Below are 18,632 nucleotides of genomic sequence, written 5' to 3'. Positions count from 1 at the left end.
CATATAATCTGTCGGCACTGGATAGTGCTGACAAATATGATGAGAACAACTATGACTGAAGATATAGATGAATTGGCAAAAGAGATAGCCAGAAATTGCAAAACACCTGAAGATTTCACCGAGTTTTTCAAACAATTAAAAAGACGAGGATTGGAAGCTGCTCTAGCCGGCGAGCTTACTGCACATCTGGGCTATGAAAAGCATGATAAAGGTGAATCACGCAAAGATAATTCTCGAAACGGTTACAGCAAAAAGAAAATTCATGTCAGTGAAGGTGAAATGGAAATTGCCGTACCTCGGGACCGCGCGGGCTCGTTCGAGCCGCAACTCATCCCCAAGCATGCCACTCGCTTTGACGGTCTTGATGAGAAAATTATTTCCTTTTATTCTCGTGGATTAAGCACCCGTGATATCCAGTCAGAGCTGGAAGAAATTTATGGGACTACCATTTCCCCAACGTTAATTTCCAATGTTACAGATGCTGTTTTGGCTGATGTGCGAGCCTGGCAATCAAGGCCTCTGGATAGCTGCTTTCCCATTGTTTATCTGGATTGTCTGGTGGTCAAGGTAAAGACGGATAAAGGCATTACCAATAAAGCCGTGTATTTGGCACTGGGTGTAAATACCCAAGGACATAAAGAACTACTTGGCATGTGGATTAGTCAAAATGAGGGCGCAAAATTCTGGCTTAATGTGCTGACTGATTTAAAAAACAGAGGTCTGGATGAGATATTTATTGCCTGTGTTGACGGCTTGACTGGTTTCCCGGAAGCCATCGAAACGGTCTACCCTTACGCCAAAGTTCAGCTTTGTATTGTCCATAAAATCCGCCAATCCCTGTCTTATGTGAGCTGGAAAGACCGCAAAATACTTGCCGCTGATTTAAAAAGCATCTACAGTGCAAATACGCTCATTGAGGCTGAAATGGCACTGGATGCTTTCTCTGCCAAATGGGATGACCAGTATCCGTCTATCAGCATCTCCTGGCGCAGGGATTGGGAACGGGTCATTCCTTTGTTTGATTATCCGGCGGATATTCGACGGGCAATTTATACCACCAATGCGAGTCATTGAATATGACCTTACGGAAAGTAATAAAAAACAAACGCATGTTTCCTTCTGATGAAGCCGTTTTTAAATTGCTCTATTTGGCAATTGAACGAATTTCTCAAAAGTGGACCATGCCGATTCATAACTGGAAACCAGCTATGAATCGCTTCATGATCGAATTCGGCGATAGAGTTACCGGATAACAGCACGGCTAGTTACACAGAATTCCGGACAGACTCCATTCTTTTTCCTTGCAACGATTTCAATTTCAACTTAGGCGGTATTTCTACCAAGTTGGGCTATTACTCCTGTTAACCAAAAAGTCCGCCATGGTTATCGAACAAACCCAGATGGTCTACAACATCGCTCACCTGGCCTACCGTGGCATCCACATTCATATCCGCCTCATTAATAACGGCATCAGGCCCGTCATTTGCCGCCTCAAGCGTCGAGGCAATGGCGTCATAAATCGCATCACTTCCGCTATCTGCTTCCGCTGTGATTGACTGCGTTGCCGTACTGCTCTCCGCCGGTTCATCATTCGCCGCCAGTGTGGTTTCAAACAGGTTAATAATCTGACTGACTTCCTGTCCCACGTCATCCACAAGATCCTCTGCGCCGTCTTCTACCTCTGTGATCAAGGGGACTTCGTTCATCAGGCCGTCCTCATTCCCGCCTGCAAGCCCGTCAACCACCCCCTCAGTAAGTCCACTGCTTCCCCCCAGATCATCGTCGCTTAACAGGTTATCGGCTGTCTCACCGAGATCTTCAATAACGGGGTTGACGAGAGCGTCTGAATCGTCACCCCCAGCAACAGCATCCAGAGGTTCGAGCAGTCCACCTTCCTCACTCGACAGCGCACCGCCAAGGCCTTCGGCAAGCGCCTCTGCCACATCATCCACAGGCCCACCGCCCTCCTCCTGGCCAAGAATCGTGCCCACATCACCCAGCAATTCATCCCCCCCGCCCTGCAGGACATCGCCCACATTGTCGACGGCATCGGCCAGGCCTTCATCCGTATTCAGGATTTCCTGCCCATCCAGATTCAACACATCGTCGATTAAGGACCCTTCATTACCAAGAAGATCCAGGGAATTATCAAGAACATGGTCATCACTGAGCAGGGCAGCTCCTAAATCCTGAACGACATTGGTGTCATTGGTAATCGCTAGATCATTCAGATCAATCACGCCGTGATCATTTAATCCGATATCCATTTGATCAAAAGGTAACTCGGGCACGACGGCATCCAGGACTGAGTCAACCGCGCCAACAACAGGAATGTGGGCGGTCATGCCATCCACCTGTCCAAGCACATCACTTACGGCCTCGTGAACACTGGTGACCATCGGACTGTTGTCAATGAGACCTGTATCGATGGTGATGTTTAGAAAATCGCTGGTCAATTCAAAAGCTGCATTGCGGATAAGACTGTCGTTTAACAGGGCATAGGTGTTGGCCAGATTGGATAAATCGAATTGATTGAGCAAATCGCTGTTTAAGCCAAGATCAATATCCAGATTAAACTCAATTTTACCCAGCAAATCGCCCAGAATTTCTGTGGTGATGGTCCCTATTACCTGAGTGGTGTTGGTCAGGGTTTCAACTAACGAGTGGGTGGTGTTGTTCACCACATTAAATACCTCGCCTGTCACGTCGCCCAAGGTATCGCCTAGGTGATTAACCACATTGTCGACATGATTTAATGCCGTATCTCCCAGTTGAGTCACATTGACCAAGGTGTTATCGACAAGGTTGGTGGTGGAATCAAGCAGGGTGTTAACCTGATTCATCGTATTATTCAGGGTATTGTTAATCAGCGTGTTCGTGGAATCGATGACATTATTTACTACGGTCGTATCGACCACATGGAGGTCAGTATGAGAATCGCCTTCCACCGTGGTGTTGTGATGATTGTCAACAGAGGTGGAATGATTGTCGATGTGCGTTGTCTGATTGTCTACCGTGGTATGGCTTGAATTACCGCCGCTTCGCTCACCGCCTGCATTGGCTGCCGCCCGCTCAGCGGTCTGGCCATTTGCACCCCCTGCACCGCCACTGGCATGGCCAGGTAGAGGCGAATCGAAGGTATCGTTGCCTCCTGCCATCGGTTTTATGGCTTCTTCATTCACCCCCAGCAAGGCGGCTGTACTGGTTGCCGCGCTGACCACATTTTGCGCCGGGTTTGAGCTATCCAGAGGTTGTTCAACATGGCTGCCCTCGCCGCCTTCATCTGTTACATCAACCCTGCTGTTGACGATGCCCGGCGACATGTCCGTCTGCTCAAGTGCATACTGGTCTTGAGCCAGATTAAATGACGGGTTCTGGGCAGAACTTAAACGGCTCGACTCATAGGTTGTTGACTGAGACGCGGTTGCATCGTTGGCATTTAACTCAAATTGATCCATCAAGTAGAGTTTGGAGTTCAATGCGCTGTATTGACCACCCGTTTCAGAGTAGTTAATGTCGCTCATACTGGCTTTCATAGGAAAGACTCCCGCACTGTACAGCTGGGCATTAATTGAAACTCATTAAAATCGACTGCGTATTGTATAAATTTAGCACAATCCCAATGCGAATGATTGTATTTATCGAAAAATTTCTGCAAACCAACGGCTTGGCTCGGCAAGAGCTATACTAAAAGCAATGACAACGAGTAACCTATCAAGGATTTTGTGAAAAAACAGATACTTATCGTCGATGACGATGAAAGCATCCGTATCAGGCTAAGCAGCCTGCTGACTAATAACGGTTATGATGTGTTTACCGCCGAAAGCGCCAGTGCCGGATTTGCCATCCTTAAATCCCACGCCATTCCCGTGATTATTTCTGATCATCGCATGCCGGAGTTGAGCGGCGCGGATTTTCTTGAGATAGTCAAAAAAGAGTACCCCCATACCGTTCGCATGGTCTTGAGTGAATACGAAGATTTTACTGCCATGGCGGAGGCCTTTAACAGAGGGGCCATTTATAAATTCCTTGCCAAAAAATGGAATGACACCGAACTTTTAAACAATGTCGACTCCGCCTTTGTTTGCTATGAAGAATTAAACCGGCAGCAGGCCCTCAACAGTAGCCTTAGTAAAACCATTGAAGCCGTGGTGATTACCAGCAAGGACGGCTTGATTACCTCTGTCAATGAATCCTTTGAACTGCTCATGGCGTTTAAAAGCGACGACATTCTGGGTAAACGCCTTGATATTTTTGACGGCACGCTTGAACAACTTAAGGAGATTCAGCAGGGTTTAAATGAGAACGGCTGTTGGCAGGGTCGTTTAAAAGCCATTAAACGGGATAAAACAAGCTTCCCTATTTTTCTCTCCATTACCACCATTAAAAACAATCTGGGGTTAGTGACCCAAGTCGCTTATTATTTTATTGACATCAGCGAAAAACAGTTGATGGAAGAACAACTGAATTATGAAATCATTCACGACAAGCTGACAGGTCTTATCAATCGCAAAAGCTTTACCGATGAATTGGCGCTGTGGATAAAATCGTGTCAGGAGGATCAGTCAATCGTCGTGATTGCCATTGATCTTGAGCGTTTCCGTAACATTAACAATGTCCTTGGAACCAAGGCCGGTGATGAAATTCTTACGTCCACGGCCCAGCGCCTTAAGAAAATTCTGACAGAATATAATGGTTTGGTGGCGCGCATCGGCGATGATCAATTCGCCATCGGCGTAAAAACCTTTAAAAGCAGCAGCGATATTTACGATTTAATTGATAAAATTGTTGATAATTTAAAACTGCCCTTCACCTACAATAATAAACACATTTACATGGATGTGAACACCGGTTCCAGCATGTACCCTGACGATGGGCAGGAAGCCATTATTTTGTTGCAGAATGCCATCACCGCCTCTAATCTGGCCAAACGCATCGGCAAAAAAAATTACATTAACTTTAAACCCGACCTTAATAAGCTCTCGCAGGAAGACATGATCCTGATAAGCGATATTCGTCTTGGCATAAAAAACGATGAGTTTGTCTTTTATTACCAGCCTAAAATCGAGCTTAAGACCGGCAGAATCGTCGGTGCGGAAGCCTTGCTGCGCTGGAACCATCCCAAGCATGGCGTCCTGTTGCCAAAGGATTTTTTAAGCATCTGTGAGGAAACGTACCTCATTGTCGATATCGAACGCAAAATGCTCTACAAAGGCTGCGATTTTCTGAATAAACTGAATAAACTCGGCAATAATGATTTAACCATCAGCTTAAACATTTCGGCTCAGGAGTTTAAATGCGCCAATATCTACGTGCTGCTTAAAGACATCATTAAAAAAACGGATTTGCCTCCCAATCTTATCGAACTTGAAATCACCGAATCCAATCTGCTCCATAATCTTTACGACATTAAAAATTACCTCGATAAAATTCAGAGCCTTGGCATTCGGTTGTCGCTGGATGATTTCGGCAAGGGGTATTCTTCGCTAAAGTACCTCACCGTTCTACCCTTTGATGTTGTTAAAATTGATAAGAGCTTTCTCAAAAACATTGAACAGGAGAACCGAAAACAGGTTATTTTTACCGCCATGGTTGAACTCTGCAGTAAAATCGGCTTAAAAACGGTGATTGAAGGGGTAGAAACGCCGACACAATTGCAATTTGTCAAACAGTTACCCTGCGATTACATTCAGGGTTTTTTGATTTCCGAGCCTTTGTCCGAGGCGAATTTTCTTGAGTTTGTCAAAGCCCGCTACGTGAAAAATGACTTACTGCAATAACTGGGCAATGCGAGCCAGCAATTTATTGGAATCAAAGGGCTTTTCAAAAAAAGCCGCGGCCCCGTACTCCTCAGCTTTTTTCTTCAATTCCGGTTTTTTATTGGCAGTCATGAATATAATGGGAATATTACCCACCTGGGGAAGGCATTTGACGCGTTCTGCCAGCAGAAAGCCGTCGCCCGCCGGGATGGAAATGTCAAGCAAAATAAGATCAGGCACATTGTTAACGACGTGATTGACACCTTGAACCACATCGGCAGCAGTATCCACTTGATAGTTAAAGGATTTTAAACGAATGGTGAGGGCTTTGGCGATATCCTTGTCGTCTTCAACGATGAGTATTTTTTTCATGTGGCATCCTGCCCAGTCTGTGTGCACTGATATGGAAATTTTAGTATAAATCGACTGCCTTTACCAGGAAGGCTGTCGACGCTGACATCCCCGCCATGCAACTGCATAATCTGTTTACAGATATACAACCCCAATCCCAGACCGGCATTGGAACCCACGGAATGGGTATTGGCCTGAAACAGGCGGTCGAATATTTTTTGCTGATGTTCTTTTTCAATGCCGCAGCCATGATCAATCACAGCCACCTCCACCAAACCCGCCTGGCTATCCTCCAAGAGCAGGATGTTTATCACCTCGTTTTCAGGCGAAAATTTAATGGCGTTATTAATGAGAATTAACAAGGCTTGAAAGACTCTCGCCTCATCAACATGGATTCGCAAATCCTTAGTCTGCGTTTCGAAGGTCAGTGTGATATTTTTACGGCTGGCAATGACGCGGCTGGTATTGATGGCTTCTTCAATAACATATTTAATCGTCACTGGCGCACAATTTAACTCGTATTTGCCAGTGGATAGACGGCCTATTTCCAGTAAATCATTAATGTATTGCGTGAGCTGTTTGCAATTACGGTGGCAGATGTCCAGGTACTCTTTCTGATCCTCAGTCAACTCACCGGCCAAACCATCACGCATGATTTGAATAAATTCAAGTGTGGAGGTCAGCGGGGTTTTGAGCTCATGGGAAATGACCTGATAAAAATTGCTGATTTCTTCACTTTTAAGCTTAAGCATCTGATTGCTTTCTTCAAGCTTTTTGTTGGTTTCAAGAAGCAGCAATTTAAGATTATTTTTGTAGAGGACGTTGTTAATGGTGCTGTTTAAGAGATCAGCCGACAGGTTTTTTTTAGGAATAAATTCCGAGATACCGTAATGAATAGCCTCTGAAGCCATCTGAATGTCGTTCGAACTCGATAACATGATCACCGGCAAGCCCAATGCATCCTCGCCCGACAAATGGCTCTCGTTTAAACGCTTAAGAACCTCAAGTCCTGTGCGATCATTAATGTGGTAATCCAGCAACAACAGGGCATAGTTGTCTTTGTTTATGGGGGTCAGATCAGCCGGCACCTCGTCGTAGCAAACCAAATCAATCGCATAGTCCGTGTTCTTTTTGCAAAAATGACTGACTATGTCATGCATGGATTGTTCATCATCAATTAATGCGATTCGTAGTGTTTCCATTGTCCTGGTCTGATTTAATTAATAATTCAATGCCCGTATTCACAGAGATGGGCTCACGGTTATCGCTTTTTAACAGCGTAAAATAGAAAGTGGTCCCCTCTCCCGGCGTTGATTCAAGCCAGATGGATCCTTTATGACGCTCAATGATGCGTTTGGTGATCGTTAACCCGGCGCCGGCGCCGCCACCGTATTCCTCTTTTTTGTGCAGGCGTTGGAAAATTTCAAACACCGTGTCACGTTTACTCTTTTCAATGCCGATGCCATTGTCTTTAACATAAAAGCAGACACTTTCATTACTGGATTTTTCAGGGGCAACGCCAATTTGAATCAAGGGTTCTGGCTTGTCGTTGTATTTTAAGCCATTGGTAATTAAATTGGTGAACACTTCGTTTAACCGCGACTCGTCGGCCATAACCTTCGGTAAATCGCCATCCACCTTAATGATGGCATTTTTTTGCTTCAGCAGGTGATGGATGCCGTCCTTAACATCATTGATGACACGCTGGGCATCCAGGGGTTGCAGGCTGAGCTTAAGATTCCCCACTTTGGAATAATGAAGCAGAGATTCCAGCAGCAATTCCAGGCGGCCACAGCTTTTTATCAGGGAGTTTAAAAAACCGACACCGGCTTCATCAAGCAACCCCACGTAATCGTCTTTCAGGATCATGGCATAATTTTTAATGCCCCTCAGCGGTTCTTTAAGATCATGGGAAGCGATGTAGGCAAAGGATTGCAATTCCTTATTGGACACCTCGAGTTCGGTCATTAATTCGCGGATTCTGATTTCATTGCGCTTGAGTTCGGTGATGTCACGAATGATCAGCGAAATGCCAAAATGGTCCTTGTCATAACGGATTAAATTAAGACTGGCCATGAAATGATTGGCTTCACTGGCTTGCGTGTTTGTAGAAAACTCATACTGCAGGCTTTCGTTGCTTTGAATCAGGCGTTTAAGCTGATCGGTTAATCGTTCAGCATGGGTTTTGTGTAAAATGGAACCAATTGGCTTTAAAAGCGCCTCGCTTTCGTTTAAACCAAAAATACGGGCTGCGCCATTGTTCCAGGAATCGATGTGAAACTGCGAATCGAGAGAAACCACGGCATCCTCGGTTTGTCGCACAATGGTGGAAAGTCTCATTTCCTGCTCTCTTGCCTTTAATTCCGCACTGATGTCGTGAATAAAAAAGCAAAAAATCGGGCTGCCGTCATCGGATGTCACCGGGAAACAGCAGGAAGCGACCAGAATTTTTTTATTGTGATTATTGAGGATGTGGAAGGTTTCACGCTTGCCGATGTATTTGGTTTTTTGATTGGACAGGTAATGGTTAATGTCCTTTTCAAGCGTCAGCCTGGCATCCGCCGTGCCCATAATGACCTGAGAAATTGATTTATTAATGACATTGTTTTTCACCTGCCCTACCAATGCGGCCGCTTGTGGATTCCATTCAATGATTTTGCCGCTTTTATTGGTGATAATGACGGCTTCCAGGGTATTGTCGATGATGCTTTGTAACAGATTGCGGTTGGCCTGCAATTTGGACTCAACCTTTTTGATGCTGCTGATGTTAGTAATGTATAAATAGGCGGTATTCGGCTCATTTTCTCCATAGGTAACCACCCCGTCGACGGTTACCGGGATTTTATTACCGTCCAGGGTAACAACCTCCGTTGCATATTGATGCAACACCCCTTTACGCTGCAGGGTGTGCAGGGCCTTGCGCAGTTTTTTTTCATCGTCTTTGGGAAAAAGAGTGTCCACCGGGTGACCAATAACCTGATAAGGATGAGCCACCTGAAGAGTGAGGGAAAGCATGCTGTTAATCTGTATAACCTGGCCGCTCACCATGTCGATTTTGGCAATCATGGAGGGTGACTGGTAGAAAAGCATCCGCATTAAACCATCCGCTTCACTGGCTCCAAGGGCAGGAGTACGGTTAACAGCATCAGACAGCAGCAGGCAAAGCAGGAGAACCCCGGGCAGCCAATAGGGATTAACCTGCATAAAAACCAGGGTGGCAGAAAGCCCGATCAGTAAGGCATAAATCAGAATTTTTTTGCTCACGGCATCGTCCCTGGCCATTTTATGGGCAAGCACCCCATCGTTTGGAATTTGATTCCTTTATACCAACCATAGCCTTTGGGTGATTATTTGCAAGTGGCGGGCCTTCCCTGTTCCAATAGACTCACAGCGAATGCCTCACCCTCTGCAGGAAGTTAGGGAAGGAATGTGCCTACCACACCTGGCAGCGCTTTTTATTCACCATCGGACTATTCGCCGGTACGGCAAACGCGGTAATGAATGACGGCATATTCGCCAGGCTGCCATTCACTCGATAAATCATGGGTGGGTGCGGATCCACCGTGATGAGATTACGGGCCTGTTCCGGGCGAATATTGGAGGCCCAGACATGTGCCGCTCCCAGGAAAAATTGCTGCTTCGGCGTTAAGTGGTCAATGACCGACGCCTGTTGATACGAAGTGGAGTTCAAAAAGGCATGATAAGCCAGGGTCAAGCCCCCCAAATCCGCTGTGGCCTCACCGGCAACCAATTGACCCTGAACAGGCAAATCGTCAATTCGGTATTGGGAAAATTGATCGATGATGCATTGGGTGGCCGCCTTAAACTGGTTTAAATCGGCGGCTGTCCACCAGGTCTTCAGGTTGCCGTAACCGTCAAATTGCGCCCCCTGATCATCAAAGCCATGTGTTATTTCATGCCCCATGACAAATCCAATGCCCCCGTAATTCACAGCCGCAGCGGCATGTTGATCAAAAAACGGCGGCTGCAGGATGCCGGCTGGAATGGTGATGTTGTTCATGGAGGGGTCATAATAGGCATTAATCGTTTGTGGCGGCATGGCCCATTCGCTGCGATCAATGGGTTTACCTATTTTATCCAGCTCCCGTTTGATTAAAAATTGATTGGCCCGAATCACGTTTAACACATAGGGGCCCCGATCAATCTGCAAACTGGAATAATCCCACCATTGGTCGGGGTAACCTACCCGCTCTTCCATTAAGGCCAGTTTTTCCAAGGCTGCCTTTTTTGTCTCAGGCGCCATCCAGCTTAGTGATTCAATGTCTCTACGCAGGGCCTGATGGATGGTGTGGAGAATGGCCAAGGCTTGCTTTTTGGCCTCCGGCGGGAAATTCTGTTCAACATACAGTTTGCCGATGGCAAACCCCAAAGTGGCATTTTCAGTGGCAACCACCCTTTTCCAGCGCGGTTGAAGCGTTTGAGCCCCTGTCAAAATCGACATCATGCGAAAATTCTGATCAACAAACGGAGCGGATAAATAAGAGGCAAACGCATCAACGAGATGCCAACGCAAATAAGTTTTCCAGTCGTTTAAAGGGACAGACTGCAATTGCTCATCAGCCACCTTGAAAAAGCCTGGCATGGCCAGATTAATTTCCTGAAGATCCGGTTTGCCAATGGCGGCAAAATAAGCCGGCCAGGAAAAATGCGGCGTCGCCTTCTCGAGCTGTTTGCGGTTCATCCGGTGGTAAATGGCATGAGGGTCCCGCTGCTGTGCCGGCGTCAACGAAGCCCGGGCAAGGACCGTTTCCATACGCATCACTGTCTCAGCCTCCTGCAACGCCAGCTGCGGTGAATCACCCAGCAACAAAAACATCCTGGTGACGTGCTCCACATAAGCCTTACGGATGGAGTCAAATTTTTTACCGGTTTTTAAGTAGTAATCACGATTAGGCAAACCCAAGCCGCCCTGGGCCGCAGCGCCAATCATTTCTTCACTGTCTTTAAAGTCCTGCATGCTGGAAAAATCAAACAGGGCATCAACGCCAAGGGTTTGAAGATGGGCAATGACTGCCTTAAGTTCCTTTCGATTGGTAATTGCAGTAATGCGTTTCAGCTCCTGATTTAAAGGCTTGACGCCCAGGGCATTGATTGATTGTTCATCCATGCCGCTGAAATAAAAATCACCGACTTTCTGCTCAGTACTTCCAGGAATCGGGTGGGGTTGATTGGCTGCCTTAATCAACAATTGGTGAATGATTTTTTCTACTTTTAATTGCAGGATATTGAAACTGCCCCACATGGCATACTCTGGCGGGACAGGATTCGTTTTTTGCCAATTGCCGTTGGCGTAGGCAAAAAAATCATCCGCTGGCGATACCGTTAAATCACGCCAGTCTAAATGCAGGCTTTCGCGCTGCCTGTCGATTTCCACAGGACTTGAGGATTGAGCCCACACCGGCTTGGACAGGAGAACAGCAGCTAATCCCATGGCAATAACAAAGCGCATAACGATCCTAATCTGGCGAGTGAAGAATTCAGTTTAAGCAGTTACGAAGGTGGAGGCAACCTTTCCCGGATACTGACGTCGTTTCTCTGCAGGTTTATTTTTACCTATACTTAGGAAAATGGTGACAGTATAAAGCGTATGGAAGACAAAGATCAGCTTCAGAAAACCTTGCATCAGGAAACAAAAGAAGACTCAACCCTGGCTTCCTCGCCCGATCGATTACAGCATTTTAACCCGAATAAACAGGATCTCTGGCTACAGCACAGCCAGGCCATCATTGAGGAACTCAGCCAGAGCCTTCCTGATTACCCACAGAAAAAACCGGCCTTACGCAGTGATATTCGTTGCCCAGAAGACGTTCTGCTGACTAAAACGGGCTGTGCGTATGCGTTTTTAGCCAGCAAACGGCGGGAAATTGCCAAGCTGTTAAAACACAGTCCGTTGCGGCATCAGTTTGGCTTGTTTAACAAAGCCGGTTTTATTGCCAGCGATGATTTTAAGCTGACGGATTTACGGACTCAGAAAGAAACCATTTATAAACAGTTAATGGATTTAATTAGCAGGCCTCAGGATGGTGTCACGATTCAAAAACGCGCACAAGAGCGCGGGACCATTTACATCATCGAGTTCCAGTTAACCCCTGAAGACGCAGAACGTCAACATAACGAGAATGCAAAAAGCACCCTTCCCTTTATCGAAGACACGACGGATTTGACCATTATTTTTTCTGACTACGGCATAGACGATGCAAAAACGACCCTTCAAATTGATCATCACATGACCCCCTTTTCAATCGATTACCGCAATGAATCAAGCTACTTTTACGTGCAGTTTGTACTGATTGAACCGTATTTGCGGGCCTGCCTTGCCTGGACAGACGAGCAGCCTGTTCAGGACTTTTTAAGCAATGCAGGCCGCATTGCCTATTCGCTGGCGCATAGACAGCTGGTAGGCCGTGGCAATTCAGCGATTGTTGAGTGGCTGATACGAGGTCTTGCTAAAAACAGGGGCATTGAACTGGGGCCCTTTAATCACAATGAAAACATGGGCTGGGATTTCAAAGCCTTCTTAACGCCTAACTGTGAAGAGTACGCGAACTGGTTTGCAAAAAAAGCCTTCGCAGTCGTTGAAATTCAGGAAACCGGGCAGTTTCTGCCCGGTAAAAAATAGGCTTGCCGCCCGATTGCATCAATTTCGGTAGTTGCTTTTTAAAGGCAATAAATCCGCGAGATCGTTGGCGTGTTCTTCCTCCTCCTCAAGGATATGCTCCAGCATGCGGCGGGTGGTGGGATCCTGGTCCCCAAACCAGTCAATCAGCTTGCGGTAAACCATGATGGCAATGCGTTCGGCAATGAGGTCCTCTTTAATCAGGGCTTCAAGATCAGTTCCGGTTCCAAACTCCGTGGCGGTGCGCGCCATGACGGTCGCCGGATTAAAGTCCGGATTACCCCCCAGTTGATTAATCCGCTCACCAATCATCAGCATGTGCTGTTCCTCTTCCAGAGCATGCTCCTCAAACTCGGCAGCAACTTGAATACAATCAATGCCGGTCGCAATAATCTGGTGGTGTCGATACCGGAGTACACAAAGAATTTCAGTGGCCAACGCATCATTGAGCAATTTACAGGCGATGGTCAGATCCAACGGATAGTCCGCGGTCACTGCGCCGTCGCTAATGGATTTTTGTGCCTCTGAACGGATTTGATTGATGTCATAAGGGATAGGTTCCATCGTTCTTGATTTCATTGCACGTCCTTGTTTTTTATTTCGCAAAAAGTATAGTAAAAAATGCACAAAAATGCATAATAATTGATCACTCAAAATTTGTTTTATACTTAAAGAAGGCGACAAGAGGAGATTTTCATGAAGAAAACGAAAAACACAGATCCTGCTGAAATCAGGGAAATAAAGAATATCTGCGACGTATCACCACAAGCAAAAGAAGCCAAAGGGGTATGTCAGGTGGTCAACCGCAATAAAAAAGCCATTCAACCTAAAAAATAACCTGGCCTTCAGCCAGGTTATTCTTCAACTTTGTACAGCCTTTACATGGCATTGATTCAACACACGAATAATATCCTCTTTTTGCTCCATGTCGTTGTAGGAAACCCATAAAACAAAGCCCCCTTTTCTCTCCTGTTTTTCAATGCCTTTATTACGATTTTCCTTAATACTTTTGGCGATTAAACGACCGATAATACCGCCCAAAACAATTCCTATCACCCCAAAAAAAATAGTTTCAGCGGGGGAATGGATATCGCCAATAAGAAAGACGCCGATAGCGACTAAAACGAAAATTGGGATGCCATAGGAAAAGCCAATAACCCAGCCAAAATCGTCGCGAAGATAAGGATCGGTTTCAGGCGGGTTATGTCCGGCTTGAATGACTTCAGGAGCCACGTAAGGCACGCCGTATTTTTCAGCCACCTTGGTCGGTGATCCCTGAACGCTTAAATTTTGGCGTGTGACCGCATTCGCCAATAATTCGTTAGCCACCAATTCCAATTGGATTTCATCGCTGATTATCGCACTTATTTTTCCACTTCCATTATCCATGTCAGGCTCCTTTAAGACTCCTGCCAGAGCACGATTAATACTTGGCAACAGGATCGCTCGCAGGAAAGGTTTCAGCCAACTCTTCATCCAGGTGTTTCTCTTCCCTTGCTTTAAGACTGCTGTAGCGTTTAGGATTTTTTATTTTACTTTTTTTTGTCCCATCCTGAACATTTTTGATTTTTATGCATTTTATTCTCCCTACTTCGTTTGTTATAGGGGATTTTTAAATAGATTAATTATTGATTGGATAGTCCAATACCTTCATGGCGAATCACTGGAAAAATCCAACATCCCCATCTTTTGATTTTAGTTCATTATTTGATTTATTTTGTTAATTAACCCTTAATAATTAATGATAATTAAATAAAAAATAATCACGAAATACCCATTGTTCTATACTTAATATAATGTCGAAAATAATTCATGAATGATGATTACATCAGTATATTCACGCTTAGAATTAGAATAAGGAGGAATAATGGAAAGATATACTGATCGAGGTGAAGCCGGAAAAATATTAGCCGAGCACCTGATTGACTACAAAAAAAAACCCAACACCCTGGTTCTGGCTTTACCGCGAGGCGGCGTGCCTGTGGGGTTTGCAATCGCTACGGCGCTCTCGATACCGTTAGACGTCCTCCTGGTCAGAAAGCTGGGTGTCCCTGGGCATAAAGAATTTGCGTTTGGTGCCCTGGCATCGGGAAATACCGTGTTTGTTAATGAAAACATTGTGCGTAGCCTTGCGCTGGACGAACAGATGATTAAAAAAGTCATGGCCGATGAGGAAAAAGAACTAGCCCGCAGGCAAACGGTTTATCGCGGCGGACGCCCTTTCCCGGCTTTAAAAAACAAATCCGTCATTTTAGTTGATGACGGCATGGCAACGGGAGCTACCATGCGGGCGGCGATCCATTGCGTTTATCAGCATAAACCGGCATCCGTCATTGTCGCTGTACCGGTTGCGGCTTATGCCACCTGTGAGGAGGTTAGTACCCTGGTTGACCGACTGGTTTGCCCATTTCGCCCTGAGAATTTTTATGCTGTTGGCTTGTGGTATGACAATTTTGATCAAACGACCGATGAGGAAGTCTCTGAATTGCTGACCATGGCCCAAGCCGAACGCCTGGAAAGTACTGCCTCATCTTAAGGAGTATTTATGACAGTGTTTGCAACGGACATGGAACATCCGGTAACGATTCCCTCTGGGCATGCGGATCTGGCAGGCTTATTGTACTTACCCAAAAACACGACGGGCATTATTTTATTTGTCCATGGCAGCGGCAGCAGCCGCTACAGCATAAGAAATCAGTACGTCGCCCATGTGTTAAATAAAGAGAACCTGGCTACCCTGCTGTTTGATTTGCTGACTCCCGCGGAGGATAACATCGACTCTTCCACCGAAGAATTCCGTTTTAATCTGCCGTTTCTTGCCACAAGGCTGCTTAAAGTCACAAACTGGATTAAAGACGAATTCCCCCATTTCCCTATTGGTTATTTTGGCGCCAGTACCGGTGGCGGTGCTGCCTTGATTGCCGCAGCAAAAGAGCGAAACGCCATCAGTGCTGTCGTATCACGCGGAGGGCGGCCAGATTTGGCTAAAGAATCCCTGCCCTTTGTTTCGTGCCCTACGTTATTTATTGTCGGCGAGCACGATGAGCCCGTGATTGAATTAAATCAACTGGCGATGGCGCAAATGAATTGTACAGTCAAGCTTAAAATCATCCCGGGCGCCACCCATCTCTTTGAAGAACCAGGGACCTTAAGTGACGTGGCTCAGCTGGCAAAAGAGTGGTTTTTGACCTACCTCGCTCTGGAAAAGAGATAACTGACATGGAAAGCTATAACAAGCTGATTGATTGCCTGAATCATCACATCGAGCCTCTGGCATTGGCTAAAGACAACGCCTATGCCTCTGTGCTTGAGAACATAGGCGACAAACGGTTTGTCTTAATCGGTGAAGCCACCCATGGGACTGAGGAGTTTTATCAGATTCGCATGGACATTACCAGGCAACTCATCACTGAAAAAGGCTTTATGGCCGTTGCCATTGAAGCCGACTGGCCTGACGTTCATGGTATCTATAATTACCTGCAGGGCGATGGCCCGGGAGAGGACGCGGCCTCTGCCTTAAACGGGTTTAAGCGGTTCCCAGTCTGGATGTGGCGTAATAAGACCATGCCTCCCTTTCTTCACTGGTTGCGCCACCACAATGATCCCTTGACTTCCCCTCATAAAATTGGTTTTTATGGCCTTGATATCTACAGTCTCAACAATTCCATGCAGGCTGTCATTGACTATTTGTCCCGTGTCGATCCGGATGCTGCCGAACGGGCCAAAACGCGTTACGATTGTTTTGATCATACCGCCGTTGCTCCGCAGACGTATGGTTATTTAACCCATCTTGGCATTAAGAAACCCTGCATTAACGAGGCAGTCAATGTGTTACTGGAAATGCAACACAATGCCGTGAAATACCTGAGGAAGAATGGTTTTAAAGCCGCGGAAGACTACTATTTTGCCAATGAAAATGCCGCTGTTATCCAGGACGCTGAAGTGTATTACCGCTCCATGTTCGAAAACTCCGTCTCCTCCTGGAATGTGCGGGACCGGCACATGATGGCCACACTCAATCGACTGGCTGATCACCTTGAAGCGCGATTTGATAAACCCGCGAGAATTATTGTCTGGGCGCACAATTCTCACCTGGGGGATGCGCGGGCCACCGAAATGAGTGACCGCGGCGAGATTAATCTCGGCCAACTGGTTCGTGAACACGACAACACCCACAGTTACACCATAGGCTTCTCCACTTACGAGGGAACAGTCACCGCGGCCTCGGAATGGGGTGGTATGCCTCAATCCAGGACCATTGATCCGGGGATAGACAGCAGCTACGAACAATTATTCCATGAATTGGACTCTAAGGATTTTATTCTCTACCCGTCGAAGTCGAAAGAACTGGTGCATTATCTGCAACTGCCGCGGCTGCAACGGGCCATCGGCGTTATTTATCGGCCTGACATGGAGCGATTAAGCCATTATTATTTCACCCGCCTTCCTTACCAGTTCGATTGCCTTATTCATCTCGATAAGACCCAAGCGCTTAAACCCTTATTGCCGCAAAAGACCGCCGCCTTTTAAAGCTCCTCTTCATCGAGCCCCAGGACCCTTAATTCAAGTCCGTCAATTTCCTGCAAGCTTCTGCCAGCTATCCCCTGTAAATCGCCATACATCCCAACGGTCGCCGTCATAACCCGTTCAATCTGTTCCGCGCGTTTGGCCCATTGTTTCATAATGGCTTTGCGCTCTTTTTCGAGATCAAGCTGCATGGAAGAAAAGGCTTCGACTATGGCTTCAACCCGCTGTCGAAACCTGGGACCGGTTAAATACTGATAGACCATTTCGGTTTTGGTGAGTTGACCTTCCGAGGATTTTCTCGCCAGATTCAATTCAAGCAGGGTTTGCCTTAACACCATGGCCACTGGAATCGCCGCCCGTGGATGAGTCACCCAGATGCCATTTACCAGATCGAAGGTATCAATGGCCACAGGCAGCGTCTGGCTAACCAGCACAGCCATCTCAACCTTGGCTGTGCGCTGATCTTCCCGCAATTTCGCAAGCCAGGCCTCGCTCCAGTTTTTAGTGCGCTTTGATTCCCAGAGAATGGTGCCGCACAGCTGGCCGCTGCCATTGACGACCCGCTGTAACAGGTCACCGCCAAACTCACCTTTGGGTACCGGTTCAATGCGATCAAAGGGAAATTTACCCTGCAACATCGATTCAAGCAGCAATTCCTGGGCTTCTCCCTGCAACTGCTGCGATCCCTGCTCGGCTTTTCGCTTTAACTCCTCAATCTGCCGCTGCATGGAGGTAATGGTTTGTTCTCTTTCCTTCAATTTAAGGTTTAAGTGATCCTGGGCTTCTTTCATGGCATTTGCCCGGGCGGATTCAAGCCCCGCGTGAATTCCTTTTTCAATGGTCAGTTCGACTTCACGCCGGGCTTCATCGAGTTCCCGCTGCTTTTTCAAAAACTCAGCCTCCACCCGCTGCGCCTCAGCCAACTTCGCCTCACGAGCCTTGATGATATCCTGTAAATCCGCCACTTCTTTTAATTTTTGCTCAAGTTCCGTCTTAAGCATCAACCGGGCTTTCCTTGCTTCTTCTTCAACAATGGCCGCCCGATCTTTTTTCAGGCGGGCTTGAACCTGTTCATCCACTTGTGCATGCAAATGCTGCTGTGCCTTATGGAGAGCCATTTCTTTTTCCTGCAGGACATGCTCGCGATTAGCCATTTCATTGTCTTTTTGGGCAATCTGTTCCTGAAATTGCCTCTTGGTGGACTCAATTAATGGTGCCGCCAGGGATTCGGTTAATTTAATTTCAGTTTTGCAGGCAGGGCAGACAATGGTCGGATCGGACATAATGAACATTCCGGGATAAAACCGTGATTATACTGCAAGGCCCCCTCTCACACACCCGTTTTTTACAGCGAAAGA

At 46.6% G+C, this 18,632-nt stretch carries 14 protein-coding genes and 1 pseudogene; 7 read left to right on the top strand and 8 right to left on the bottom strand.

Annotated features, from left to right (window positions below; all coding sequences use genetic code 11):
* The first annotated feature begins 39 nt into the window (after nt 1–39).
* Nucleotides 40–1,253, top strand: a pseudogene (locus GH742_RS06840) (IS256 family transposase).
* A 108-nt stretch (nt 1,254–1,361) separates the two neighbouring features.
* Here GH742_RS06840 and GH742_RS06835 read toward each other — a convergent pair.
* A complete protein-coding gene (locus tag GH742_RS06835; protein ID WP_203456673.1) occupies nt 1,362–3,536 on the bottom strand; it encodes a hypothetical protein in 2,175 nt (724 codons plus the stop codon).
* Between the two features lie 189 nt (nt 3,537–3,725).
* Between GH742_RS06835 and GH742_RS06830 the strand changes: the two genes are divergently transcribed.
* On the top strand, nt 3,726–5,780 hold the full coding sequence (locus GH742_RS06830) for an EAL domain-containing protein (protein ID WP_203456672.1): 2,055 nt from the start codon (nt 3,726–3,728) through the stop codon (nt 5,778–5,780).
* On the opposite strand, the gene GH742_RS06825 is transcribed toward GH742_RS06830, so the two are convergent.
* The 4 genes from GH742_RS06825 to GH742_RS06810 all read right to left on the bottom strand — a co-directional run bounded on the left by GH742_RS06825 (nt 5,769) and on the right by GH742_RS06810 (nt 11,580).
* A complete protein-coding gene (locus GH742_RS06825; RefSeq protein WP_203456671.1) occupies nt 5,769–6,131 on the bottom strand; it encodes a response regulator in 363 nt (120 codons plus the stop codon). The two genes, GH742_RS06830 and GH742_RS06825, sit on opposite strands and share 12 nt — an antisense overlap.
* Nucleotides 6,128–7,312 (bottom strand): hybrid sensor histidine kinase/response regulator, encoded by a 1,185-nt coding sequence (locus GH742_RS06820; protein WP_203456670.1) that lies wholly within the window; start codon nt 7,310–7,312, stop codon nt 6,128–6,130. The genes GH742_RS06825 and GH742_RS06820 overlap by 4 nt, the downstream gene beginning before the upstream one ends.
* The gene (locus tag GH742_RS06815; RefSeq protein ID WP_203456669.1) at nt 7,284–9,374 is read right to left on the bottom strand and encodes a PAS domain-containing sensor histidine kinase; all 2,091 of its coding nucleotides are present in this window, start codon (nt 9,372–9,374) and stop codon (nt 7,284–7,286) included. Before GH742_RS06815 ends, GH742_RS06820 begins: the two co-directional genes overlap by 29 nt.
* 169 nt (nt 9,375–9,543) lie before the next feature.
* Nucleotides 9,544–11,580 carry a M13 family metallopeptidase gene (locus GH742_RS06810; RefSeq protein ID WP_203456668.1) on the bottom strand — a complete coding sequence of 679 codons (2,037 nt, stop codon included), beginning with the start codon at nt 11,578–11,580 and terminating at the stop codon, nt 9,544–9,546.
* Between the two features lie 138 nt (nt 11,581–11,718).
* Here GH742_RS06810 and GH742_RS06805 point away from each other — a divergent pair, with 138 nt between their 5' ends.
* Nucleotides 11,719–12,750, top strand: coding sequence for a hypothetical protein (locus tag GH742_RS06805; RefSeq protein WP_203456667.1), 1,032 nt, complete (start codon nt 11,719–11,721; stop codon nt 12,748–12,750).
* An 18-nt stretch (nt 12,751–12,768) separates the two neighbouring features.
* Here the strand turns inward: GH742_RS06805 and GH742_RS06800 are convergent, their stop codons facing one another.
* A complete protein-coding gene (locus GH742_RS06800) occupies nt 12,769–13,326 on the bottom strand; it encodes a ferritin-like domain-containing protein (RefSeq protein WP_203456666.1) in 558 nt (185 codons plus the stop codon).
* A gap of 117 nt (nt 13,327–13,443) precedes the next feature.
* On the opposite strand from GH742_RS06800, the gene GH742_RS06795 reads away from it, so the two are divergent.
* A complete protein-coding gene (locus GH742_RS06795; RefSeq protein WP_203456665.1) occupies nt 13,444–13,584 on the top strand; it encodes a hypothetical protein in 141 nt (46 codons plus the stop codon).
* 24 nt (nt 13,585–13,608) lie between these two features.
* Here the strand turns inward: GH742_RS06795 and GH742_RS06790 are convergent, their stop codons facing one another.
* Complete coding sequence (locus tag GH742_RS06790) at nt 13,609–14,136, bottom strand: hypothetical protein (protein WP_203456664.1); 528 nt, start codon at nt 14,134–14,136, stop codon at nt 13,609–13,611.
* A gap of 478 nt (nt 14,137–14,614) precedes the next feature.
* Between GH742_RS06790 and GH742_RS06785 the strand changes: the two genes are divergently transcribed.
* Genes GH742_RS06785 through GH742_RS06775 form a run of 3 tightly spaced genes read left to right on the top strand, consistent with a single transcriptional unit; the run spans nt 14,615 to nt 17,277 of the window.
* Nucleotides 14,615–15,283 (top strand): phosphoribosyltransferase, encoded by a 669-nt coding sequence (locus GH742_RS06785; RefSeq protein WP_203456663.1) that lies wholly within the window; start codon nt 14,615–14,617, stop codon nt 15,281–15,283.
* A gap of 9 nt (nt 15,284–15,292) precedes the next feature.
* A complete protein-coding gene (locus GH742_RS06780; protein WP_203456662.1) occupies nt 15,293–15,961 on the top strand; it encodes a dienelactone hydrolase family protein in 669 nt (222 codons plus the stop codon).
* Between the two features lie 5 nt (nt 15,962–15,966).
* Nucleotides 15,967–17,277, top strand: coding sequence for an erythromycin esterase family protein (locus GH742_RS06775; protein ID WP_203456661.1), 1,311 nt, complete (start codon nt 15,967–15,969; stop codon nt 17,275–17,277).
* On the opposite strand, the gene GH742_RS06770 is transcribed toward GH742_RS06775, so the two are convergent.
* On the bottom strand, nt 17,274–18,557 hold the full coding sequence (locus GH742_RS06770) for a DUF2130 domain-containing protein (RefSeq protein ID WP_203456660.1): 1,284 nt from the start codon (nt 18,555–18,557) through the stop codon (nt 17,274–17,276). The two genes, GH742_RS06775 and GH742_RS06770, sit on opposite strands and share 4 nt — an antisense overlap.
* Between the last annotated feature and the right edge of the window lie 75 nt (nt 18,558–18,632).

The organism is Legionella sp. MW5194, assembly GCF_016864235.1.
Classification (GTDB): Bacteria; Pseudomonadota; Gammaproteobacteria; order Legionellales; family Legionellaceae; genus Legionella_C.
Note: the sequence above shows the minus strand (reverse complement) of the source record. Positions and strands in the feature narration are given on the sequence as shown.